Source organism: Burkholderia sp. B10, from assembly GCF_004368385.1.
GTDB lineage: Bacteria > Pseudomonadota > Gammaproteobacteria > Burkholderiales > Burkholderiaceae > Burkholderia > Burkholderia vietnamiensis.
Genome location: NZ_PQMX01000069.1, coordinates 1 through 23,004 on the forward strand (window position 1 = coordinate 1; position 23,004 = coordinate 23,004).

Here is a 23,004-nt window from a genome sequence, read left to right on the forward strand (position 1 = left end):
TTAATTTTTAAAGAGCATTTCTGCGAGGAACTTCGTGTTTCTCAGCAGCGCTGCGTTTTCAGCAGCAGAGAAGCGAGATTATGAACCGTCTTTCTTCACTCGTCAACAACTTTTTGAACTGCTTCGTCGCGACGGTGAGGGGTTCAGCTTCGTGTGCGCCTGAGTCATCACAACAACCCAACCGCACCGCTTCCCTTCTCCTTCCGCGCCGCGTTTCCGGTAGCGCGAAAGAGGCGTGATTCTATGCACCCGCCCCTCGCAATGCAACCCCTTTGTGAAAATATTTTGAAAAAGCCTCCTGGGCTATCGCGTACAGCGGCTTCCGGTGTCGTGCACATCACGCTCTCTCTATATATCGCCGCACGAACGAGGTACCCGCCGGATAAGAGGAAAGTCGGCGCCGCTATATCGAACAGCGGCCGCGCCGCGATTCGACCACGCGCGGCATTTGACTCACGCCAGCCATCAGGCTGGGACACAAACAACGACGTGCTCGCCGTCGCGTATCATGCCGCGATCGAACAACGCACTCATACCGACGATGGACAGCACCACTCAATCCGGCGACGCCGATCTTCGCGACGAATATGCAGCCCTGCGCGAGCGCGCCGTCATGCTCGAAGAACAAGTGCCGCCGCTCCTGCAACGCATTTCGGACGTCCTGCCGCGAATCAGCGGCGAGTCGGAGCTCGCGGACGAGCATCGCGAACGGCTCGTCGGTGCGCGCAACGCTGCGATGGTCTCGATCGAAAACTATCAGCAGGCGATCCCGTTCCTGCAGACGGCCGACTCGATCATCGAACAGCTCGACAAGACGCCGGAGCGCGATGAGGACGTCGAGTGGCGCGAATCGCTGCTGCAGCGACTCGACGAACTGATCGACGTAGCGGTCGTGATGATCGACGATGCGCAAACGTATTTCGAGCAGGCAGACGCCTGCGATCTGTCCAACATACCGAAATCGATTCTCGAAGAATGAGCGCCGCGGCCGGCAGGCAGACGACTCGCCTGCGCACGTCGCGCTTGCGGCCGCTCGCCACCGTTCGCGCCGTCAACAGCGACCGCTCGGCGCAGCTCCCGAAAAGGCTCACCTTGGCGCCGTGCGATCAGAGCCTCACCCGCACACCGCCGCGTCGCTACAGCGTATCGAGAACGATCGTCCGGTCGACCACCGGCACGCAGATATAGCCGCCCGCCGCATCCCCATACGCATGCGCGTTTCCATCGATCACGTATTGCGCGGTCAACGCGCAGAGCGTTGCATCGCGTGCGTCGACCGATCGAAGTGCGGTCACGTCGACCCCGAGCTGCATCAGTAATTGCCGGCGCTGGTTGCGCTTCTGCTTCGCCGAGGCGATCGCCTTGCCGAGCAACGCGCACGTAATTGCATACGGGTAAGTCTCGAAGCTCACGCGCCCGCCCGCATACCGCGCGTCCGTGAGCAGCGGATAGGTATCCGCCAGCGCGCGGTAAACGCGCTCTCCGATGAACATCCAGTCGAAGAAGCCCGACGCGCTCGCTACGGCCTGCTCGCGCGACGGCGTCGGAAAGCATGAAATCCGTTCGCGCGCGAGCGCCTGCTCGGCGGCCCGACGACCGCTGCCCGTCCACCAGATGCTCGGCGCGTCGACGCCGACGGCCACCACGTCATGCTCGATACACAGCGCGGGCAGCGCCTCGGGCGCGATCCGCGCCGCGCTATAGACGATCGCCGCGCCGCGCAGGATCACCAGATCGCATTGTTTCTTGTCGCCGCCCACGTCGACACCCGCCACCGCGGGCAGCGGTCGCGCGACGGATCGAAATCGGGCCGCCGGCATGGCCGCCTATCACTCGGCGGGCCGCGCGGCGTACGCGGCATCGAAGATCGCTTCAAGGCCGGGATGCACGCCGCGCATCCGGTCGACGACCGACTTCGCCCAGTCGAAATACGCGCGCTTGCGCTCGATCGGCCAGTCGGCCGGCGGATGCCGTGCGATGTCGCGCACATTGCAGATCTTGTCGGCGAGCTTCACGAGCTTCGCGCGCCGGCTGATGCTGCCCGCATGCTCGACCTGCAGGCGCTTGCGCTCATCTTTCGGCAACGACTTGTCGTCGCTGACTTCCATCACGATGTCCGCGACGTCCTTGCCGAACAGTCGCAGCAGTTCCTGCTCGGTGGTCTCCGTATCCTCGACCGTGTCGTGCAGCACCGCCGCGACGAGCACGCGCTCATCGTCGATGCCTGCCTCGTTGGCCAGCACGTCGGCGAGCGCGATCGGGTGATTGATGTACGGCGACGCGTCTTCGTCCTTGCGTCGCTGATTTCGGTGTTTGTCGGCCGCGAACGCGATGGCGGCTACCAGCTTGTTCATGTCGCTCCCTCGTGTGGCCGGCCCGCGACGAGCGGGCCGGCCGTCGGCATTTCGCAACCGCACATACTACCTGTCCGCGACGACCATTCCCACCTATCGGGTAGCGCGCCGCTCGCCATCACGCGCCGGCCGCCTCGCGCTGCAACGCCACCACGTTCACCTGCACGCCGAACACGTCGCGCACGAGCGGCAGCAAGTGATCGTGGTGGGTGAGGAACAGCACCTGCGTGCGCGTCGACAGATCGCGCAGCGCCTCGAGCCCCGCCTTCGCACGCGTATCGTCGAAGTTGATGAACAGGTCGTCGGCAACGAACGGCAAGCCGGGCCGGCTGGCAAGCTGCAATTCGAGCGCCGCGATCCGCAGCGCGAGGAACAGCTGGTCGCGCGTGCCTTCGCTCAGGCCCGCGACGTCCACCGACGTGCCCTTCGTGCGCCGCGCATACAGCGCGGGCGGCGACCGTTCGGTGTCGACGGTGAGCCGCGCGAATTCGCCGAGCGTGAGCCCCGCGAAAATCTCGCCGGCGCGGCGCAGCATCGGCCCCTGCTTCTGGTCGCGATAGCGATCGATCGCCCACTTCAGCAGACGGCTCGCCGTAGCGGCTTCGAGATACTGCTCGGCCGCCTCGCCCATCGCCGCCAACGCTTCCTGTCGCTTCGCCTCGGCCAGCGCCGCGTTGGCCTGTCCGTCGATCGCGCCGAACGCCTGCTGCGCGACGACCTGTTGCTGGGCGAGCGCGTTCAGGCGCGCGCCGATGTCGCCGAGCGCCTGCTTCACTTCTTCGAGCTGCGCGGGCACGTCGGCGATGTCCTGCTCCTCGACTTCCGCCTCGATCGCCGACTGGGACAACCCGTCGCCGTCGCGCACCAGCGCTTGCTTCGCGGCGTCCATGGCCTGTCGAAGCGCGCGCTGCCGATCCGAGCGCTCGGCCAGCGGCAACGCCGCATCGATCGTCGCGACCGCCGCCAGCTGCAGCAGCGGCTGAACGCGCGCCTGCGCACCGGCCACCGCGGCGGCCGCATCGGCCACCTTGTCGTCGGCCTGCGTCACCGCCTCGTCGGCACGATCGACCGCGCGTGCCGTTTCCCGTGCCGCCGCCAGCCGCACGGTCAACCGGCGCGCGACGTCCAGCCAGTCGTCGCCCGCCAGCCATGACGGCGCGAGCGCGCCCGCGAGCCGGCGCGCACCGGCCTCGAGCGCAGCGAGTTCAGCGCGGATCGCGGCCATCCGGTTGCGCGGCGCGTCGGCCGCAGCGAGTTCGGCCGTCACCGTCGTCGCGAGCCCGAGCGCACCTTCCGCGGCGGCCAGCGTGCCGGCGCTCGCGGAAAGCTGGGCGTCGGCAAGCGCCTCGAGCCATTGCGCGTGCCAGGCGTCATACGCGGTCTCGGCCTGACCGGCCCGCGAGCGCGCGGTCGCGCAGCCGCGGTCCGCTTCGCGCACGCGGTCCTCGAGGCTCTCCTTCTGTGCGAGCGTCTTTTCGGCCGTCTGCACGTATGTCTCGGCGATCGCGACGAGCGCCGCCAATCCGTCGGCGTCGTCGGCGCGGGATACGGCGCGCAGCGCCGAACGCAACGCGTGTTCGGTCGCGGTGCGCGCATCGCGGATCGTCGCGAGCTCGCGGCGCTGACGGTCGAGTTCCAGCTGCGCGGCCAAAACCGAATCGCGCTTCGCGAGCCAGTCGCTCATCGCCGCGAGCGGCATGCCGGGTACGCCGGCCGCCGTCGCGAGTTCCGCCCACGCGCTGCGATGCGCGGCGAGCTCACGCTCGCGCTCGTCCATCGCCGCCTGCCGGCGCGCGAGCACTGCGCGCGCCGACTCGACCTGCTGGCGCAGCGATTGCAGCGCGGCCGCCGCTTGCGTGGCGCCGAGCTGGGCGTCGACGAGTTCGTCGGCCAGGCGGATCGCATCGTCGACGGCCGGCGCACCGATGGCCAGGTCGACCGCGCCGTTGCGGACGTCGCCCCATGCGACGTCGCGGCGTGCGCGTGCGGCCAGCACTTCCGCGGTCGTGACGACCTTGTGCGTCTCCGCGAAATGCCGCTCCTGCAGTTCGAGCCGTTCGAGTTCTTCGCGCGCGCCGTCGCGTGCATCGCGCGCGGCCGCCGCCGCACTCGCGCGCTCGCTGGCTTCGTTCAGCAGCACGCCGAGCCGAGCAGCCGACGGCACATCGAGCACGCGCAGCGCGTCGACCGGCCGGCGCCACTGGCCGAGCGCATCGAGCGCGTCGGCGAGCGTGCGTTCGGCGGCCGCGATGTCGCGTTCGAGCGCCTGTTCCCGCTGAGCGCTGCCGCGCAAACCCTGCGCATCGGCAAGCGCGGTGCGAAGTGCCTGCGGCACATCGACGGTGGACACGCGCGCCAGTTGTTCCTGCGCGTGCGCGAGTTCACGCGTGCGCTCGTCGAGCGACTCGCGTGCGCCGCTCAGCGCCTGATGCAGCGCGCCGTGGTCGCGCAACAGGTTCGCGACCGTCTTCAGCGACAGCACGGTCGGCAGCGCCGCGCGCAGCGACGGCTCGTCGGTGGGCCAGCCGAGCTGCGCGGCGGCGGCCGCTGCCGCGGACAGATGCCGCTCGACGTCGGCGCCGAGCAGCAGCAGATCCTGTGCATGGTTCATGCAGGCGCCGCGTAAGCGGTCGAGCGCTTCGATGTCGCCGGCGAGCGCGAGCGCGTCGGCATCGGGAACGATCGCGTCGCGCGCCTGCCGTTTCGCGAGCAGGTCCGCGCGACGCTCTTCGAGCACCTTCTGCTCGGCAGCCAGATCGCCTTGCGCTTTCAGCAAGTCCGCGTACGCGCTGGGCGGCAGCTCGACGACGGCGCCCAGTTCCGCGAGCGCCGCTTCCTTGAAGGTCAATTCCTTCAGGTACGGCGCCAGCCGCCGCACGCGTTCGAGCTTCGAGCGCAGCGTTTCGAGACGACGCTGCTCGGCACGCGCCTGGTCGATCTCGTGTTCGATCGCGTCGCGCGCCTCCTTGCGTTCGACCCAGTCGCGCGTGCGCACCTGGACCGCCTTCAGTTCGCCGACCGCATCGTTGTATGAAGCCTCGGCCAGTGCGAACGCACTGCCGCTGCGTCGGGGCGCCCACAGCTCGGCCGCTCGCGCGTCGAGCTCCTCGCGCACGGGCCCGAGCGTGCCGACGCCGGCCGCGGACTCGAACAGCACCTGCCCGAGCTTGTCGGACGCATCGAGAATGCTCCGGCCGCCGTCGACGAGGCGCCCATGGTCGAGCCCGAACATCTGCTCGAAGAATTCGCGCGTCGCGCCGTCGAGAATCGCCGCGAGGTAATCGTCGGGCAGTTTGTCGTCGGCAGGCGTGCGCAACGAGCTGCGCCCGCGTGCGCGGTGAAACGCGAGCGTGCCTGCGTTGCCCTCCAGCACGCCGCCGATCCGCAGCTCGGGCGTCGCGTGCAGGAAGTCGAGCGGCGTCTGCAATTTCATTCCGAACAGCAATTCCGACACGGCGGTCCGGATCGTCGACTTGCCGGCTTCGTTCGGCCCGACGATCACGTGGAAATCCTGGCCGGCTGCCGGAAAGCGCAATGTTTCGTCGGTGAACTTGCCGTACCGGATCAGATCGAGTTGGCTGATGCGCATCGCTTATTCCCCCGTCGCGAGCCGCGCGAGCAACGCGGGACCGACCTGCTCGACGAGCGCCGTGAGTTCGCCGGCGCGCGCCATCGTCAGCAGCGGCACATCTTCCTTCACGTCGCTGCGCACCTTGCCGACGAACGGCTTGAGGTCGCGTTCGAGCAGCGCCAGGAAATCCGGATCGTGCGCGGCGTCGGCGAGGATCTGCTTCAGATCCTCGAGCGCTTCGAGCTGCTCCCGGTCGCCCTTCTGCTGCTCCGGCGCGGACGTCGCGAGCCGGACCTTCTCCAGCCACAGCCGATCGTTGCCGACGATGCCGATCTGGTTCAGCACCTCAGCGCGCAACTGCGGCGCCCGGCCGAAAAACAGACCGTGCGCCGGTGTGCGGCCGGTGACCGTGACGCGCACCGCACGCGGCACGTGTGCGTCGACGCTCAGCAGCGCGTCCAGCGACTGGCCGATTCTCTTCGACAGATCGGCGACGGTGAGGCACTCGGACGCGTCGACCGATACGGCTTCCCAGCGCAGCACGTCGAGATACAGGCGCTCGACCTGCGTGCGGCCCTGTTCGACCGTCACCAGCACCGCGCCGCGGCGGCCCGTCTCGCGGATGTGGCGGCCCTGCAGGTTGCCGGGAAACACGATGGTCGACGGCCCCGACCATTGCTGAAATTCATGCACATGACCGAGCGCCCAGTAGTCGTAGCCCTTCGCATGCAGCTCGGCGAGCGTGCACGGCGCATAGTTCGCGTGCGCGGCATAGCCTTCGAGCGCCGTGTGCAGCACGCCGATGTTGTAATGGCCGGGCACCGAGTCCGGATAGCCGATCGCGAGATTGTCGACGACAGCCTTGTCCTTGAAGCTCTGCCCGTGCAGCGCCACGTCGAGTTCCGGCAGCCGGAAAGTTTCCGGCTTGCGGTGGCCGAACACCGTCACGTTGTCGGGCAACGTCAGTTTCTTCGTCATTTCGCTTTCGGCATCGTGATTGCCGCCGAGCACGAATGCGCGAATGCCTTCCTTGCGCAAGCGCCCCATCTGCTGACCGAAGAAGATGCCGGTGTTGTGGTCCTTCCAGTCGCCGTCGTAGAGGTCGCCCGCGATCACGAGGAAGGCGACTTCCTCTTCGATCGCTCGATCGACGAGTTGCCGCAACGCCTCGCGCGAGGCGTTGCGCAATTGCGCAGCCGGCGCGTCGGGATAGGCGCTCAGGCCGTGCAACGGGCTGTCGAGGTGAATGTCTGCCGCGTGGATGAACTTCACGAAGAATCCTCTGGTTCATGACGATGGGCGATGCCGCGGCGATTGCGCGCTGAACGAAGCTCGCACCGTCGATGGGGCGATGCGCGTCGCAACCGCTGCGAGCGCGTCGCCCTGCGGGCGGGATGGTACCCGAAAGCCGGCGCGCGGCATGGGCGGGGCCCGGAACGCCGGCAAGCGCGCGGTGGCTCCGGATCGATAAACGTGCCGGGCGAAGCATGCTAGACGCGATGCATCATGGCGTCGTGCGATGTTTCGCTGTCGACCGGCGAAGCTGCCCACACATTTGCGGCCCGCGCGGGGTTCGACGTGCGTCGCGGTGCAGCAAGGTGAAATCGGTGTGGAAGCCTGGCGGAGTCACGCGTCACGATGGTGATCGTTGTACCCGCTTTGCCCGCAGCGGCGAGCTTGCCCCGCTATTTAAGCATGGCGCGCCGGCGATCGGCATCCCGACGGCGGACCGCCCGCGGCGAACCGATCGGCCTATGGTCAGCCGGATCTTTTGCGGAACGACTCGAACGGCTAGATTCGCGTGCGGGCGCTGACGGCAGCGCCTATCTCCACAAAATGACGCAGCCCGGTCACATAGGTGACCGGGCTGCGTCCATCGAGTTCGCGGCTCTGCTCAATCGCGGCCCGAATCGAAGCGGGCCGCGTGTTCGCTCAAAGCATTCTGCTTACAGCGCACCGCCTTGCACCGACGCCGAGCCCTTCAATCCGACCGATGCGCCGCCCTGTACCGGGTTCGCGGCACCTTCGAGCGCTTCGCCGGCCTTTGCCTTCGCTTCGCCGGCGACGTCGCCGGCCGTCGAGACCGCACCTTGCGCGTGGCTCTTCGCGGAACTTGCGACGCGCTTCACGTGCGACTTGGTCGCATGCGCAGCCGATGTCGCCGCGTCCTTGGCCGAGCCGGCAGCCGAACCGACTGCGTGCGTCGCGCCGTCGACTGCGTTGCCCGCGGCCGAGCCCACGCCGCTGACCGTGTTGCCGACGCTGGGCAGCGCCCCGCCGACAAGATTGCCCGCGCCCGCACCCGAGCCCGCCGCGTTCGCGCCGGCACCCGCCTGCACGCCCACGCCGCCGCCGAGCAACGGCGTCTGAACTTGTGCGCCAACGCCGGCGGAGCCCGCGGCGCCCGTCTGAGCCGTTTGTGCGAAGGCAGCCGATGCGATTGCCGTCAGCGCGGCGCCAAGCAGGATCGTACGAATCTTGTTCATGGTCATTCTCCCTAAAGACGTTGTTGCTGCGGGCCGCCTGTCGCGGCTTGTCGCATGCCTCGCCGCGACGTGCGGCAGGTGGAGCTAATGTAGCGATGCCAACGCCGAAAACCGCCGAATTGCGGCGACTGTTACTTCGGTTGCAAATGCTGACGATTGACTCACAGTGTTTGACAATCATGTCGGCGGGCCGCTGATCGGGCGGCCCGCAATCGCGGACATGGGCGATTACGACGCGATGCCGTTGGCTGATAGCGAACCTCTCCATTCACGTAGTGATCCGAAACATATGTGTAGCGCCACGGGTATGAAGTAGCGCGGCAAGCAGCTGCCGTGAATCCGCTCGACGTCGATCGATGCGTGTGGACGCATTGCACGTGCCAACGTGCAACATTGCGGGCGGCACCGCATTACGGCTATAAATCAGGCATGGACACGAATCGCTGGACTCACGACCCCGTCGGTGCGTTTCTCGCGTGGCAGCAAACGGCTGCCAGGGGAGCCGACCGTCGTCCGTTTGCGCCGCGATCGATCGTGCAGCACACAGCGATGTTCGAGCGGTTCTTGCGCCATCTCGTCGCGCATCGCGTGTCGCTCGCCACGTTCGGCGCCGATCACGTGGCGGCGTTTTTGAGCGAACTGGAGCGCAGCTGCGCGCCCGGCACGTCGACACGCGTGCGCTACGCGAAGTTGATCGACAGACTGTGCCGACATCTCGTCGAAACCGGTGTACGCACGATCCATCCGGCCGGCCGGACGACGCACAACGCAGGATGGCCGGACAGCGAACCCGAACCGTGCTATCTGCCGGCCGAAGCCGACACGGCGCTGCAGCGCTACGTGCAGCCGCGTCCTGGAGATACGCCCACCGCGTGCCGGAACCGCGCGATCGTTGCAGTGCTGCTCGGGACCGGTATCACGTCGGCCGAGATTCGTGCGGCGACGCGCAATGCGCTCGATCTCGACGGACGGCCGCCGTCGATCAGCGTACCGCGCACGCATGCGAGGCCAGCGCGTACGATCCCGGTCGCGCCGTTTGCGGTTGCGCCGCTTGGCGCGTGGCGCGCGATGTCCGTCGATGCGCCGGCCTCCACGTTGCTCTTTCCTGCTCCGCGAAGCGGCGCTGCGATGAACGACATGTTCCTGCTGATGGTCGTGCGCGACGCGCTGAAGGCGATCGGCTTTCACGCAACCAATCTCGGGCCGCGCGTACTGCGCAATACGTATGCGCGTCGCCAATTGCTCGACGGCCGATCGCATGCCGATGTCAGCGCGCTGCTCGGCCTGAGCAGCACAAGAACGGTCACGCGAATCGGCAGAACCCTCGCGCCCGACGCAGCGGCGGATCGCGCCGCGCACGAACGGTGATCGGCGCGACACGCTCGACGGTGCGCAGCGGACGCTAGTCGCGTCGAGTGGTCTGGACCAGATGCAGAATGCGCCTGTCGTACGGCGACTGCATGACTTCCGCGATCCGCACGTCGGATGCGGCCGGATGCAGCGGATTCAGCAGAAAGTTGTGCGCATGCGGGACGACGACGCTCGGCACGCGCAGCAACGCGCTTGGTTGCGTCTGCAACCACTCGGTGCCGGCGCTGCGCGTCCAGTCGACGTTCTCACGCCAGTCGGCAGGCGCGTCGCCGTCGGAAATCTCGGCAACGTCGACCGATTCAGACGCTTCGATGCGGAGAAGCTGGTATCCGCTCGGCAACTGCGCAACGGTGGCGATTTCGAAGTGAACGAGGGTCTCGAGCAGCGCAAGCGCCGGATGCTCGGCGAGGTAGACGACGGGCTGCCCGGCGAAGTGCCAGCGCCCGCCGGCCCGCAATCCGCCGACGCCTTTGAGGTCGGCGTAATTGCTGATCCGCCAGAGCGTCGTCAAGCGAAGTACCCTTCGTCGATCTGCGTGAGGAGTTCTTCGACGAGCCGCGCCCCGTGCTCGGTGCTCGACATGTCGAGCGACGTGCGGCCGCCGAAGCGTTGAAGCCCGTTGCGCAGCCATGCCATCGCCTTGTCCGCATCGCCGAACGTGGCCGTCGCCTGCGCGACGATCCGCGCGAGCCGGATCGCCTTGTCCGATTCCTCGTGCGACAGGCGCTCGTGCGCCTGGCGACGATGACTCAATGTGCGCCGCGGGATGATGAACGCGAGTTCGTCGGATTTCAAACCACGCTCCGAGAGTCGATCAATCACCGCGACATCGACACGTGCGTTCGCCAGATCGGCGAGATCGGCTCCGGAGCGAACGCGAATCGCGAGCAACTGCTCCAGGATCGTAAATTCGGCCTGGCGCGGGTGGGCAATGCCCGATGGATGGAACGCGATTGTGCTCATGGGTGTGCTCCGGCAATTTGCCCAAATATTATAGGCGTTTTGCCGGAGACTGGGGCGGAGGTTGCGGGGAGGTTGTGCCGTTCGTTGACTACCGGCGCTGTCGCTGTATTTGTGGCCGGACCGGCCGGGAAGTGGCGGTGGAATCGTTCAGTATATAAAGTGGCACGGAACGTCATACGGTTGTCACGTGACAAATTTTCCGATGGGTACGTATGTCCGCAGGTCGGGGCGCAGCGAAGGTTCGCCGGTCATTCGCTGTCGAAATCGGCCGTCGGTTGGGTCTTTACTGCGACCATGTCGTCGGATTCGTTCACGCGACCAAGTTGAAGGGGCGGCGATTTTCACTTTGGGCAGACAGATGCTCATCGGGCCGATGACGGATTTCCCATAAGCGTCCAGAAGACGTCCCCGTTCGAGGAGAGTGTGTTCGTATGCTCGCGGCGCATTGATATATACGGGATCGCCGCGACTACACGCCTGAAGCGCGCTTGATCGAGCCTTCACGTGAATGATCTGCTGGGCGCAATGGCGCATGTGAACGTTATGGCAGATCCATGAAGGTGCAACGGTGGACATGAGCCGCAAGGTAAAGACCACCAAGTTTCGCTCTACAGTTAGCTTTCCTATTCGAACAAACGATCTCCGGCGTCCGTCCGATGCCGCATCGCCATCAATTTAGTACAAACGACTCCGCCCCTAACAAGCGGCATCTCCCGCCGACCGTTTACTCAGTTGCAACAATTATTCGCCGGAACGCGTATTTCCGTCCGGTATCTCGCTCGCTACGATGCAATCACACCGCTCGACACAACCAGCGAAGCGCGAAATCTACGAGAACCGGAGGTCACCATGAAGTCCTTTATCTACGCAGTTGCCGCTGCTACCGCGCTGTCCGCATCCGCTGCCGCGCTCGCGCAATCGAATTCGTCCGGCCAGCTGACGCGCGAGCAAGTCCGCGCTGAACTGATCCAGCTCGAACAGGCCGGATACAAGCCCGAACTTTCAGACGCCCACTACCCGAACGCGCTGCAAGCTGCCCAAGCCCGTATGACGAACAACGACACAACGGGTTACGGTGCTCAGGCCGGTGCCGGTGTGCATGCGGGCCGGGTCGTTGCCATCAAGCAGGACGCTCGCGAGTCGATCTACTTCGGTCAATAAGCGCGACGCGTCGAGCCTGCGCGCCACCCCGCCGCCGTTCATCGGAGCGGGTATTGCATTCCCGCGGCTCCTATTTGCATGCAACGCGACGCACGGACCGGCAGTCGTCGCGTCACGCAGCGTGCCTCCTTTTGCGCATAGAATGGCCGCGTGGTCGGCGCCGGCCGAAGCGAATGCAACCGAACCGCGAGTCTCCGGACACACTGCACTCGCTGGCCCCCCGATGCCGCATTCATCGCATTTCTCGCAAAGGAGCGGTTTCATGTCTCAAACATCCGGTTCCATGATCACGTTTCGCCGTCCGGACGGCCAGGAACTGCAAGGCTACTTGGCCACACCCGAAAAGACCGAAGGCGCGCCCGCGGTCGTCGTCATTCAGGAGTGGTGGGGCCTGAATGATCAGATCCGCGGTGTAGCCGATCGCCTCGCCCGCTGCGGCTACGTCGCGCTGGTGCCCGATCTGTACCGCGGCAAGTCGACCGTCGAGGAGGAAGAAGCGCACCACTTGATGACCGGGCTCGACTTCGGCGATGCAGCTTCGCAGGACATTCCGGGTGCGGTGCAATACCTGAAGACGCGCGCGTCGCGTGTGGCGGTCACCGGCTTCTGCATGGGCGGTGCGCTGACGTTGCTGTCGCTGCAGTTTGCCGACGCTGATGCCGGCGTCACGTGGTATGGCTTCCCGCCGCTCGACTACCTCGATGCGTCAAAGATCAAGGTGCCGTTGATGGGTCATTGGGGGACGCAGGACGACTTCTTCAAGATCGATCAGGTCGACGCGCTGGAGAAGAAGCTGACGGACGCGAACGTCGGCATCGAATTCCACCGCTATCTCGCGCACCACGCGTTTGCAAACGAGACGGCGGTCGGTCCGGGCCGCATCGGCGGTACGCAATTCGATCCGGTGTGGTCGCAGATCGCATGGGATCGGACGCTGACGTTCTTCGGACGCACGCTCTGGAGCAAGTGATCCGCTGACCGGCGGTGCTGCTGCGCTTGAAAACCAAACGCCACGGATCGACTCCGTGGCGTTGTTCGTTTACACGGGGGCATGCGGGACCGCGGGCGCGCCGCCCCGCATTACCCACCACCACCTCATCGGTACGCTGGCCGAAATCGCAACGCTCGACGCAACGCGTCGAACTTGGCAGAGCGTCTTATACGATGCCTGCTCTAATGGCGGGCATCAACTTCGCAGAACACTTCGCGAGCAACGGCATTTCCTGACCGTTGCAACCGTGACGCACCAAACAACGCCACGTCAGCGCCAGATATCGCTCAGGACACGCAGGTCCCGCGCAGCGCCGCTTCGTCGGCCGCCAGCATTTCGGGAACGCATTCCCGCAGGAACTCGACGAACGTCCGGATCTTCGCATCGAGATACTGGCGCGATGCGTAGAGCGTGTAGACGGTCAGCTTCTGCAGCCGATACTCCGGCAGCACGCGCACCAGCGCACCGCTCGCCAGTGCGGGCACTGCGGTCGACATCGGCAACGAGCCGATCCCGAGGCCCGCACGCAGCGCGGCGCCGAGTGCCTCGGCGATATTGACCTGGAAATCGGACGTCGGCAGTTCGAATGTTTCGCGTCCGTCGGGGCCGTCGAGATGCCAGCGATCGCGCGGAAATATCGGCGTGACGATCTGCAGGCAGGCATGCGATTCGAGATCGCGTACCGTGCGCGGCGTACCGTGCTCCTTCAGGTACGCCGGCGCCGCGCACAGCACGCTGTGCACATCGCCGAGCCGCTGCGAGATCAGGCCTGAGTCGGGCAGTTCCGTCGTGCTCAATTGCAGCGACACGTCGTAGCCTTCGTCGATGATGTCGGGCACATGCTGCGACAGCGTGAGTTCCACCGCCACCGACGGATAGCGCTGCCGGTAGCGCACCACCGCCGGCACCAGGTACGCCTGACCGAAACTCGTCGTCGCGTGCACATGCAGGCGGCCGGAGGGTTTCACCTGGGCGTCTGCCGCCTCGGCTTCCGCTTCGTCGATATAGCCGAGAATGCGCTGGCAGCGATCGAGGTAACGTTGCCCCGCATCGGTCAATGCGATGCGGCGCGTGCTGCGGTTGAGCAGGCGCGTGCGCAGATGCGTTTCGAGTTGCGCGACCGAGCGCGACGCGTATGCAGTCGTGATGTCCAGCCGCTGGGCCGCGCTCGTAAAGCTGCCCTCCTCCGCCACCCGGACGAAAATGCGCATCATCTGTAACGTGTCCATCGGCCTGTCTCCGGGATTGAAATCGCGTCGCAGCAGCGCCCTCTCCGGCACGGCACGGGCTGGCGCGAATCGTGCGGAACAGTACCGCAGCGGTGCAGACGTGTCCAGCTTGCAGCAGGCGCGCTCGGGGAACGCGGTTCGCGCGCGGCAACCAACGCCGACGACCAACCGTGCGCCGGCTTCGCAAGCAGGTGGGCGCGCGGCGCGGCCATCACTTCACGCACGCCGTGCAGCGTCGCACTCAGGCGCGTTCAATGTCGAACGGATTGCTCAGCACGATCGTGTCGTCGCGCTCGGCGCCGGTCGTGATCATCGACACCGGCGCGCCCGCGACCGCCTCGACCCGCTCGATGAACGCCTGCGCGGCACGCGGTAATGCCGTACGCTCACGTACGCCTTTCACCGTGCCGTCCCAGCCGGCGAATTCCTCGTAGATGGGCCGGACGCGCAACTGCGCATCGAGGCTCGTGGGCAGGTGAGCGAGGCGGGCGCCGTCGAGTTCGTAGCCGACGCACAGCGCGATCGATTCGAAGCCGTCGAGCACATCGAGCTTCGTGAGCGCGAGCGAATCGATGCCGGACACGCAAACGGCCTGACGCAGCTGGGCTGCATCGAGCCATCCGCAACGACGCGGCCGCCCGGTGTTGACGCCGAATTCCCGACCGCGGGCACGCAATCGCTCGCCGGTCGCGTCGCCGAGCTCGGTGAGGAACGGGCCGCCCCCGACCCGTGTCGCATAGGCCTTCGTTACGCCTAGCACGTGGCCGAGCTTCGACGCACCGAGGCCGGTGCCGGCCGCAGCCGCCGACGCGATCGTGCCGGACGAAGTCACGAACGGATAGGTTCCCCAGTCGATGTCGAGCATCACGGCCTGCGAGCCTTCGAACAGGATGCGTTCGCCGCGCGCGTGAGCGTCGTTCAGCTCGGCCCATACGGGTCGCACGAACGGCAGGATCTTCGGCGCGAGCTCGACCAGCGTCGCCAGCATCGCGTCGCGCGAGCTTGGCACGAGCCCGAGACCGCGAAACCACGCGTTGTGGTGGTCGACGAGTACGTCGAGTTTGTCGGCAAGCCGGTCCGGTTCCGCGAGATCGGCGACGCGCAGCGCGCGGCGGCCTACCTTGTCCTCGTAGGCCGGCCCGATTCCCCGCAGCGTCGTGCCGATCGGCTCGCGTCGCAGGCGCTCCTGTGCCTCGTCGATTGCGCGGTGAATCGGCAGGACGAGTGTCGCGTTCTCCGCGATCGACAGATTATCGGGCATCACCGACACGCCGAGCTCGGCCATCCGCGCGATCTCGGCCAGTAGCGCCTCCGGATCGAGCGCCACGCCATTGCCGATCATGCCGCGCTTGCCGCGTACGATGCCGCTCGGCAGCAGCGCAAGCTTGTACGTTTTCCCGCCGACGACCAGCGTGTGCCCCGCGTTGTGGCCGCCGTTATAGCGTGCGACGAGATCCGCCTGCGCCGCGAGCCAGTCCACGACGCGGCCCTTGCCTTCGTCGCCCCATTGCGCGCCCACCACCACCACGTTCGGCATTGCCGATCCTCCATGTGATAAATCCAGACATATACGCCGGCCACCGGCCGCTTGAACGCAATAGTGGCGCAGTCGCGCTTGCGCGATCAAACGATTAAAACTGATAATTCGCGTGAGGAAATCTCACAGATCTGGATAAATGGCCCGGCGACTCCCACCGTTGAATTCATTGCGCGCATTCGAAGCCGCGGCGCGGCTCGGCAGTTTCACGTCGGCCGCCGACGAACTGTGCGTGACGCACGGCGCAATCAGTCGCCATGTGCAGCAACTGGAGGCATGGCTCGGCCGGCCTCTATTCGTCCGGCACAATCGGCGCGTCGAGCTCACAGATGCGGGGCGCGCGTATCTCGCTGAAGTGGGCGCCGCGTTGGACCGGATCGCGCTCGCGACTGCGCAGCAATTCGGCGCGGGGCAGCAGCGCGTACTACGCGTCAACGCGCCGGCGACGTTCTCACTGCGTTGGCTCGTGCCGAAGCTGTCGTCGTTCCAGGTTGCTCATCCAACCATCGAGGTGCGCCTGTCGACGTCGAACGAGCCGATCGAGAAGTTGCGGGACAAGGTCGATCTGATCGTCCGAGGCGGCCCGCAGACGATCGACGGTTACGTCGCCGAGGAATTCCTGTCCGAAGTCCGGCTGCCGGTGTGCGCACCGAAACTGCTCGACGGCCGCCAACTGCGCACACCGGCGGACCTTGCCGGCTTCACGCTGCTGCATGCGGCAACCTATCCCGGCATGTGGCCCGAGTGGCTCGCGGCGGCGGGCCATGCAGATCTGGTTCCGCGGCACTCGCTCACGCTCGAGCACTTCTATCTGACGCTGCAAGGTGCGCTCGACGGCCTCGGCGTCGCGATGGGGCCGATCGCGCTCGTCGCCGACGACATCGCCGAAGGGCGTTTGGTGCAGCCATTCAGCGAGCCGGCACTGCCGGCGTGGCGCTACTTCACCTACGTGCCGACCGCGCGTGCCAAGGATGAATCCGTGCGCGCATTCACGGGTTGGCTGAAGTCGGTGGGAAACGTGGTGCGCGTGGAAACGCGCAGCTGATCATGTCAGATGCACTGACTAAGTGAACCGTCTGGGAATAGGCGAATGGCGGTGTCGGCCGAAACGTACCCTGACGATCATTGCACCTCGATCACAAAGGATAACGAATCAATTCAGCGGTGGTCGAACGCATATGATGACTGGATAACGCGCATTCATTTGTACATGCGCGAGCGACAAACCCCGGTTCGAGCAGGGCTTGTCGCCAGATAACGCTTATTGGCTTGCGCCAGCCGCCTCGGCTGCTTTCTTCTGCGCGTTCTGCAGGTTCTGCGGATAGTTCGGATCGTTGGCTGCCGGCTTGTAACCAGCGGCTTCGAGCTTCTTCAGCTCAGCTGTGTTTTTCGCGCGTGCCGCCTTGCGTTCGGCCTTGCGTTTTGCGCGGGCAGCCTTGCGCGCCTCGTGCTTCGCGGCCTTGGCATCCGACGCGGTGGATGCGGCCGGTGCGCTGGCATCGGTCTGCGCGAATACCGGCGCGGTCGAGCCGAGGAGGAAAGCAGCCGCCGAAGCAGCCAGTGCGAGCTTTTTGATCTGGATTCGCATCACTGAACTCTCTTTTGTGATTGGTCACGGAGTGAAGTACATCGAGATACCGCCCCTGCCCCTGGTCGTCTTCATATTTCGAACAGGGCCCGAACATCATAACCGGGTTGTGGAAAAGGTGGCGCTATCGTGGCGACATTCGTCGGGATGTCGAGGAGACGCCACAATCGTGATTGCCGTCAGCGTGTGTCGGCGATCTTGGGCTTCGACGTCGGAACGAACGTGTAGCCGGCCCGAGGCGTTTCCGCCGTACGATGCGCTTCAAGTTCCGATGCTCCGTTTTGGTGCTTCGCTCACCGCCACCTCGGGAATAGCGTCACGCGCGTAGCGCGATGTGGGGGCCGGTCAAGTGTGGGTTTGTCATCGACGTCGATGGCTGTGCGGGCGGACTCTCCGCCGCGCCGTTATTCGGTGTCGTTCCGTTTTATATCCATTTATTTGCCCCATAAACGACCACGGTGCGTCCGGGATAGATACGCGGCGCTACGTCTGACACTCCCATACGCGGTGGACGATTGGTCACCCAACGCCAGGGTATCCGGTGACCTGTCTGTGCGCTTCGTCGGGATGCATCACGTCTCGGGGCCGCTGTGGCGTCGAGGTCGACGGCACAGTTTGAAGGTCCGATCGGCATCTCGCCCGCATGTCCTGGCGGTGGTCGCGCTTTTAATAGCCGCGACTCAGTGCTGGGGCAGCGCAACGTGGCGCGTTGTTCACAGCCATTATGGTCTGGGGGATCCCACAGATGCCGCCTTCCACGATTCCGCCGCCGTTCAGCAGCGGTACCGAAAAAGGTGCACGGTCGACGAGCCCAGGTCGAGCTCTGCAGCAGCGCGCGGGCGGTCTCGATGGTGCCGTTGAGCGCCGCCATGCGGTCCGGGGCGAACGTCACTGTGCCGGCCAGTCCAAAGGTAGAAAGTTGTGAGGCTGCGTGAGGCAAGCATCACAGGAGGCGCTTCCATAGTGGGCCGGTAGGGGTGCCGAAAACGCGGGACAGTGTGGCTATGACTCCGGGCGACTTTTTCAGGAAAGGAGCACGTCTGACGCACAACCCACTACGCAAGTCTCGATTCGGGCGATTTTCCTCCACCGCCGCGTCAAAAGTGATGCGCGCCGTGGGAAGGCTCAGCTGCTCGGCACCCCAATACTCGGCAAAGCGCTCGGCATCGTCAGCCCTTATACGATCCCATAGGGGGGAACCTTTGGCCGTGAAGCCGCTATTCCGTCCCATAAGTTGCTACGTTTCCACCACTGTGAGTGTGTACTCACCCCTTTGGAAACCCGCGTCAGGCGTGGCCTCGCAGTAGAACGAGGCGGCAACCGGTCATTGCCGAGGGCAACGCGAGAACATTTCGTGCGGTTCCTTGCCGGAGAGCGGCTATTGGTAGCGGTTTATGGGGGTTGGTTTTTCTCACAGGCACGCGTGTGTTTACATCTTTGGTAAACGACGTTTACTTCTTTAACTACCTTTAGCCGGCTCACAGCCTTATTAGATAAGGGTTTGAGGGGTGTTCGGTACCCATTTATGGGAGCACAGGCGGAAGTGTATGGGGTGTCAGGTCTGTGGATTTGGGGAATCGGGTACCGTGCTGTGGGAAGTTTGGGTTGTGGATATGGGGCACGCGTAGCCTGTTATGGGATTTCTACGCAGAAGCACCTCAGGTAGCAGTCTATGGGGACACTCTTTGGTTGCCGCTTATGGGAGCTAGTTGCTGGGACCGCTGCGACGGGAGAGCAAGGTCGTTTTCTCTAAGGTAGCCATTTATAGGGTGACGTTAAGGTAGCCGGTTATGGGGCGTACTACTGGTGTCACGGACGATTTCCCTGGAATCTTAAACAAGGCTGTGCCCGCCCACCGGCTCGAGAGCCACCATGGGTAACCTCCTATGGGGGCATTCGAAGGTAGTCGTTTATGGGTCGATCTTCGCACAGAATTTACGCTGCCTTCGAAATACACGACGGTGGCCGGTCTTGATAGGTAGCCTTCCATGGGGTTCGGCAAAGGTAGCGTTTTATGGGAGGTAACGGACCAGTGCTGCAAGGCACCACGATTTGGGTCCGCGGGTAGCTTTCTGCATGCTGTTTCCCATGAACGGGTACCTTTGAACTGGGCAAGACCCGTGCCGGATTCGATTGATCTGGCGCATAGGTAGCTGGTTTTGGGACGCATTGTGGCGAAAAGGTATATGGATATGGGGCGGATTTAGCGTGTCAAAACAGAATGATTATCTTTATAAAACAATGAGTTGTGAGAAATAGTGAAAGTGTTACTAGAGGATCACCAGTTGCTCGATTACCCGAAAAGGTATAAAGTCCGCCATCAATAAGGTCACCTTCTCCGGACATCACGATGCCGCGCAAGCCCGCAATCAAAGGCTCCGACAAGCAGGTCTCTCTGTTCCAGACGCCCGAGCCGCCCGATCTGCTGCGCAAGGCGGTTCAGGCTATTCACATCGCGCCGAAGTCCGGAAAGATCGGTCTGCAGCAGCGCAAGATGTTCAGTTCGCTGATCAAGAATGCGCTGCGTCAGGAAGCGTTCGAACCGGGGCGCACGAGCTTTTCCATCTCGATCGCGGCGCTTTCGCACGAGAGCGGGCTGAACAGCAACAACACCAAGTACGTGAAGGACACGGTCAACTCGTTGATCAGTACCGTCGTCAACTGGGACTACCTTGCCGCAGATCGCTCGACCGTGTGGAAGGCGTCGGGCCTGCTCGCCGGCGCCGAACTCGAGCAGTCGGTGCTCAAGTACAGCTTCTCCGACCAGATTCGCAGCGAACTGCTCAATCCTGAAATTTACGCGCTTATCGATATGCGGATTGCGCGCGAGTTTCGGCGCTCGCACTCGCTCGCGCTGTGGGAAAACACCGTGCGCTACGAGGGCATCGGCATCACGGCGAAGATTCCGTTGCCCAAGTTCCGCGATCTGATCCTCGGCCAGGACAAGGCATCGCAGTCGTACAAGGAATACAAGCTCTTCAAGAGCAAGGTCCTCGTGCCCTGCATTCAGGAGGTGAACGAAGTTTCCGACCATACGCTCGAGCTGATCGAACACAAGTCGGGCCGCAGCGTGGAGGCCGTTCAGTTCAAGGTGACGCGCAAGCAGAGCGCGGACACGGTCGAAGAAGGTGATGTGAAGAACGAAGCGCTCGTCGACGAAGTGGCGAAGTTCGGTATCCCGCGTTCCGAGGCGCGTCGTCTGATCACGCAATATGGAGTGCAGCGCATCAAGGCGGCGATTGCGTATACGCTCAATCGGACAACGAAAAAGAACGCGGCACCGATCGACAACGTCGGCGCGTATTTCCGCAAGGCGCTCACGCACGGCTATACGTTGTCCGATGGACAAGGCACGGAAGCCGCCGCGCCGGCCAAGGAGTCCGCGCAGAGCAAGCAGGAGCAGATCCGCGACAAATACCTGGCCGCGAAGGTCGACGAAGCGGGCGCGTATTTCCGCGAACTGGAGATCGACGATCAGACCAAGCTGATCGAGCGTTACAACGAGACGGTGGCAGGCTCGAAGGATCTCACGCTGTCGCCGAAGAAGAAGGCAAGCAAGCTCGCACAAACGAGCTTCTTCCGATGGCTGGCGCTCGACACCTGGGGCGAACCGACGTCGGACGATCTGCTCGAATTTCTGCTGAAGAGCAGCCTCGCGACGAATTGAGCGCAGCCTCGCAGCTTGCCAGGCGACGCGAGCCGGACTTCAGCCGGCGACGCGTCGCGATGCAGATGCGTGGTCGTGGTTCTTAGTGCTTACTTCTGAGCCGCGACGGCCAATTCGGCCACGTATGCGTCGATCACGGCTTTGAGCTGATCGGCCAGGGCTTCCTGGTGCGACGTATCGACTCCTTTCAGCTGCAGATCGAGTCGCCCGTCCGGGTAGGTCTTCAACTGGCCGACCGCGCGCGACTCGAGTGCGAAATCGTGACGAACGCTGTAGCGCGTGCGTCCCGTCTTCTTGTTGCCGTCGCCTTGCGTACGCAGGAAGTTCTCCAGATCGCGCACCGACTTTTTGCGCTCCATGACGGCGGTGAGCAGACGGTCGGCAGCCGCTTCGCCAACACGTTCGAAAATCAGTTTCAGGAAATATGCCGCTTGCAGGCCGACCACGTCGTTGGCGCTGGCCATCCGCTCGAGGAGGGTGTTGGGCAGTGCGTTCAGCGATAGTGTCTTGCTGATCGACGCTTTGTCCTTGCCGATCTTTTCCGCGAGCGTGTTCTGGTCGGGAAAGACCTTTTCGTCGAGCAGGCGCTTCCACGCGACCGCATCGTCAAAGATCGTCTGGCGTTCGTGGTCGTGGTTCGCGCGGTATGCGATCGTGTAGAGCTGCTCGGGCGTGTGATCGGTACGGAACGTCGCGTTGATCGTCTCGTCGCCGTTGATGCTCGTCGCACGCAGGCGGCGTTGACCATCGATCACGACGAGCTTGCCCGGGAATTCCGGAAGGCGCGTCACCTTGATCGGCTCGATCTGCCCTTCCCGCTTCAGCGTCAACGCCAGTTCGTGCAGGCTCGATTCAGAGTAGAACACGCGTGGGTTGAACGGATTCGGGATGCAGTCCTTGACCGCGACTTTTTGTGGCGCGCCGAGGTCGGGCGTATCGGTTGGCGTCGTTACAGTCGGCGCGATTGCGAGCGCGGCTTCGACGGCGGTATTCGACGCCGCCGAGGGCTCGGGCAAGCGCGTTTCCAGTGCGGCGTTTTCTTGCGCGAGGCCGCGCAGCAGACCAGCCGCGAGATGCAGATTGCCCGTCGGCTTCTTTTCCTTCGAAGTGTCCTTAGCCATGAGCGGCTCCGGTGGCGCGCGTCGACGCGATGTATTGGGCCATTTCTGTAACGAGTCTTTCGATCTCCGCGCGGGCCTCCTTCAGCCCTTTCAGATATCGGTTGTGATGGTGGATCGTCGTGCCGAGAGCAAACGTCTGCCGATAGACCTCGCGCTGCGCGATCTGACTATCGAGCAGATGCTCCCCTATTTCTTCTGCCTTTAGAATTTTTAAAATTTCTTCTCGCATTTTAGTTTTTCCATTGACGCTATTTAACATCAATGCAGAAGAAAGATTTGGGTTTCTAACGGCTCTCATCGACTCGATCATGCGAATCATGGCGACGGTACTGTAAAGGTCGGCGGGCGACGGCGAGAGCGGCACCAGGCAGAAGTCGGCGACTTCAAGCACTGATGCGATTCGGGGATCTTCGAGGTTGCCAGGACAATCGACGACGATTACGTCGAAATTTGCATCCTGCTTTTTGATCTCGCCACCGATTCCTCGGCCGGCCGGGGCGAGGGACAGGACCGTCATCGGAAGCGTATTTTCCCCGCTCGTGACCCATCGCACTGAAGTGCCTTGGGGATCGGCATCGATCAAGGCGACTTTGTTGCCGCCTGCTTCGAAGGCGGCCGCGATGTTGACCGAGATGGTCGTCTTTCCGGTTCCACCTTTTTGGTTGCTGACGGCGATCTTGAAAGCCATTAAATCTCTCCAAGGAGTTTTGCGTAATATATGCAAATACTTTTGGAAAGTCCAGAGAAACGGCTTCTTTCGACGCGCGAGCCATCCTTAGTTGTCACGTGACAAGTCGGCTGGATAGCTACCATAGCTGATCTTCGAGCGGCACGAACGGAATGACTTCAAATCGGGCTGTGACCGCCGAAGTGACAAATCGCTTTTCTATGCACTCATTGATCTGGGTCGCCCGTATTTCGTGTTGGGCGCCGCGAACGCTCAACTGCCGAGGATGCCCAAGCAC

18 protein-coding genes are annotated in these 23,004 nt (G+C 64.0%); 6 read left to right on the forward strand and 12 right to left on the reverse strand.

Translation table 11 applies throughout. The features are described from left to right. Positions 1 to 508 precede the first annotated feature (508 nt). The gene (locus tag C3Y15_RS25605; protein WP_034194390.1) at positions 509 to 979 is read left to right on the forward strand and encodes an ATPase; all 471 of its coding nucleotides are present in this window, start codon (positions 509 to 511) and stop codon (positions 977 to 979) included. A gap of 157 nt (positions 980 to 1,136) precedes the next feature. Here the strand turns inward: C3Y15_RS25605 and C3Y15_RS25610 are convergent, their stop codons facing one another. From C3Y15_RS25610 to C3Y15_RS25630, 5 genes are all read right to left on the reverse strand, one after another. Then, positions 1,137 to 1,820, reverse strand: coding sequence for a DUF429 domain-containing protein (locus tag C3Y15_RS25610; RefSeq protein ID WP_124260263.1), 684 nt, complete (start codon positions 1,818 to 1,820; stop codon positions 1,137 to 1,139). Positions 1,821 to 1,829: 9 nt separating this feature from the next. Beyond that, positions 1,830 to 2,354 (reverse strand): HD domain-containing protein, encoded by a 525-nt coding sequence (locus tag C3Y15_RS25615; protein WP_059604389.1) that lies wholly within the window; start codon positions 2,352 to 2,354, stop codon positions 1,830 to 1,832. 118 nt (positions 2,355 to 2,472) lie between these two features. Further along, positions 2,473 to 5,943, reverse strand: a complete 3,471-nt coding sequence (locus tag C3Y15_RS25620) for a YhaN family protein (RefSeq protein ID WP_124260264.1) — start codon at positions 5,941 to 5,943, stop codon at positions 2,473 to 2,475. A gap of 3 nt (positions 5,944 to 5,946) precedes the next feature. Further along, entirely contained in the window at positions 5,947 to 7,197 is a 1,251-nt protein-coding gene (locus C3Y15_RS25625; RefSeq protein WP_124260265.1) for a DNA repair exonuclease, read from the reverse strand. Positions 7,198 to 7,871: 674 nt separating this feature from the next. Then, on the reverse strand, positions 7,872 to 8,411 hold the full coding sequence (locus C3Y15_RS25630; RefSeq protein ID WP_134206884.1) for a hypothetical protein: 540 nt from the start codon (positions 8,409 to 8,411) through the stop codon (positions 7,872 to 7,874). Between the two features lie 429 nt (positions 8,412 to 8,840). Here C3Y15_RS25630 and C3Y15_RS25635 point away from each other — a divergent pair, with 429 nt between their 5' ends. Continuing rightward, positions 8,841 to 9,779 carry a site-specific integrase gene (locus tag C3Y15_RS25635; RefSeq protein ID WP_124260267.1) on the forward strand — a complete coding sequence of 313 codons (939 nt, stop codon included), beginning with the start codon at positions 8,841 to 8,843 and terminating at the stop codon, positions 9,777 to 9,779. Between the two features lie 34 nt (positions 9,780 to 9,813). On the opposite strand, the gene C3Y15_RS25640 is transcribed toward C3Y15_RS25635, so the two are convergent. Continuing rightward, complete coding sequence (locus tag C3Y15_RS25640) at positions 9,814 to 10,293, reverse strand: RES family NAD+ phosphorylase (protein WP_124260268.1); 480 nt, start codon at positions 10,291 to 10,293, stop codon at positions 9,814 to 9,816. Beyond that, on the reverse strand, positions 10,290 to 10,745 hold the full coding sequence (locus tag C3Y15_RS25645) for an antitoxin Xre/MbcA/ParS toxin-binding domain-containing protein (protein WP_011879650.1): 456 nt from the start codon (positions 10,743 to 10,745) through the stop codon (positions 10,290 to 10,292). The genes C3Y15_RS25640 and C3Y15_RS25645 overlap by 4 nt, the downstream gene beginning before the upstream one ends. Positions 10,746 to 11,594: 849 nt before the next feature. On the opposite strand from C3Y15_RS25645, the gene C3Y15_RS25650 reads away from it, so the two are divergent. Both C3Y15_RS25650 and C3Y15_RS25655 read left to right on the forward strand, forming a co-directional pair. After that, positions 11,595 to 11,906, forward strand: coding sequence for a DUF4148 domain-containing protein (locus tag C3Y15_RS25650; RefSeq protein ID WP_059453412.1), 312 nt, complete (start codon positions 11,595 to 11,597; stop codon positions 11,904 to 11,906). 262 nt (positions 11,907 to 12,168) lie between these two features. Beyond that, the gene (locus C3Y15_RS25655) at positions 12,169 to 12,876 is read left to right on the forward strand and encodes a dienelactone hydrolase family protein (protein ID WP_041494334.1); all 708 of its coding nucleotides are present in this window, start codon (positions 12,169 to 12,171) and stop codon (positions 12,874 to 12,876) included. A gap of 308 nt (positions 12,877 to 13,184) precedes the next feature. On the opposite strand, the gene C3Y15_RS25660 is transcribed toward C3Y15_RS25655, so the two are convergent. Then, on the reverse strand, positions 13,185 to 14,126 hold the full coding sequence (locus tag C3Y15_RS25660) for a LysR family transcriptional regulator (RefSeq protein WP_014725508.1): 942 nt from the start codon (positions 14,124 to 14,126) through the stop codon (positions 13,185 to 13,187). 241 nt (positions 14,127 to 14,367) lie between these two features. Continuing rightward, on the reverse strand, positions 14,368 to 15,663 hold the full coding sequence (locus C3Y15_RS25665) for an adenylosuccinate synthase (RefSeq protein WP_124260269.1): 1,296 nt from the start codon (positions 15,661 to 15,663) through the stop codon (positions 14,368 to 14,370). Between the two features lie 139 nt (positions 15,664 to 15,802). Between C3Y15_RS25665 and gcvA the strand changes: the two genes are divergently transcribed. Continuing rightward, positions 15,803 to 16,708 (forward strand): transcriptional regulator GcvA, encoded by a 906-nt coding sequence (gene gcvA, locus C3Y15_RS25670; RefSeq protein WP_059581346.1) that lies wholly within the window; start codon positions 15,803 to 15,805, stop codon positions 16,706 to 16,708. Positions 16,709 to 16,924: 216 nt separating this feature from the next. Here gcvA and C3Y15_RS25675 read toward each other — a convergent pair whose 3' ends face one another. Further along, entirely contained in the window at positions 16,925 to 17,251 is a 327-nt protein-coding gene (locus tag C3Y15_RS25675; RefSeq protein ID WP_011879644.1) for a hypothetical protein, read from the reverse strand. Positions 17,252 to 19,601: 2,350 nt separating this feature from the next. Between C3Y15_RS25675 and C3Y15_RS25680 the strand changes: the two genes are divergently transcribed. Further along, entirely contained in the window at positions 19,602 to 20,918 is a 1,317-nt protein-coding gene (locus C3Y15_RS25680) for a replication initiation protein (RefSeq protein WP_059453409.1), read from the forward strand. A gap of 89 nt (positions 20,919 to 21,007) precedes the next feature. On the opposite strand, the gene C3Y15_RS25685 is transcribed toward C3Y15_RS25680, so the two are convergent. Continuing rightward, complete coding sequence (locus C3Y15_RS25685; RefSeq protein WP_059453408.1) at positions 21,008 to 22,039, reverse strand: ParB/RepB/Spo0J family partition protein; 1,032 nt, start codon at positions 22,037 to 22,039, stop codon at positions 21,008 to 21,010. Next, on the reverse strand, positions 22,032 to 22,727 hold the full coding sequence (locus C3Y15_RS25690; RefSeq protein ID WP_011879640.1) for a ParA family protein: 696 nt from the start codon (positions 22,725 to 22,727) through the stop codon (positions 22,032 to 22,034). Before C3Y15_RS25690 ends, C3Y15_RS25685 begins: the two co-directional genes overlap by 8 nt. Positions 22,728 to 23,004: the final 277 nt, after the last annotated feature.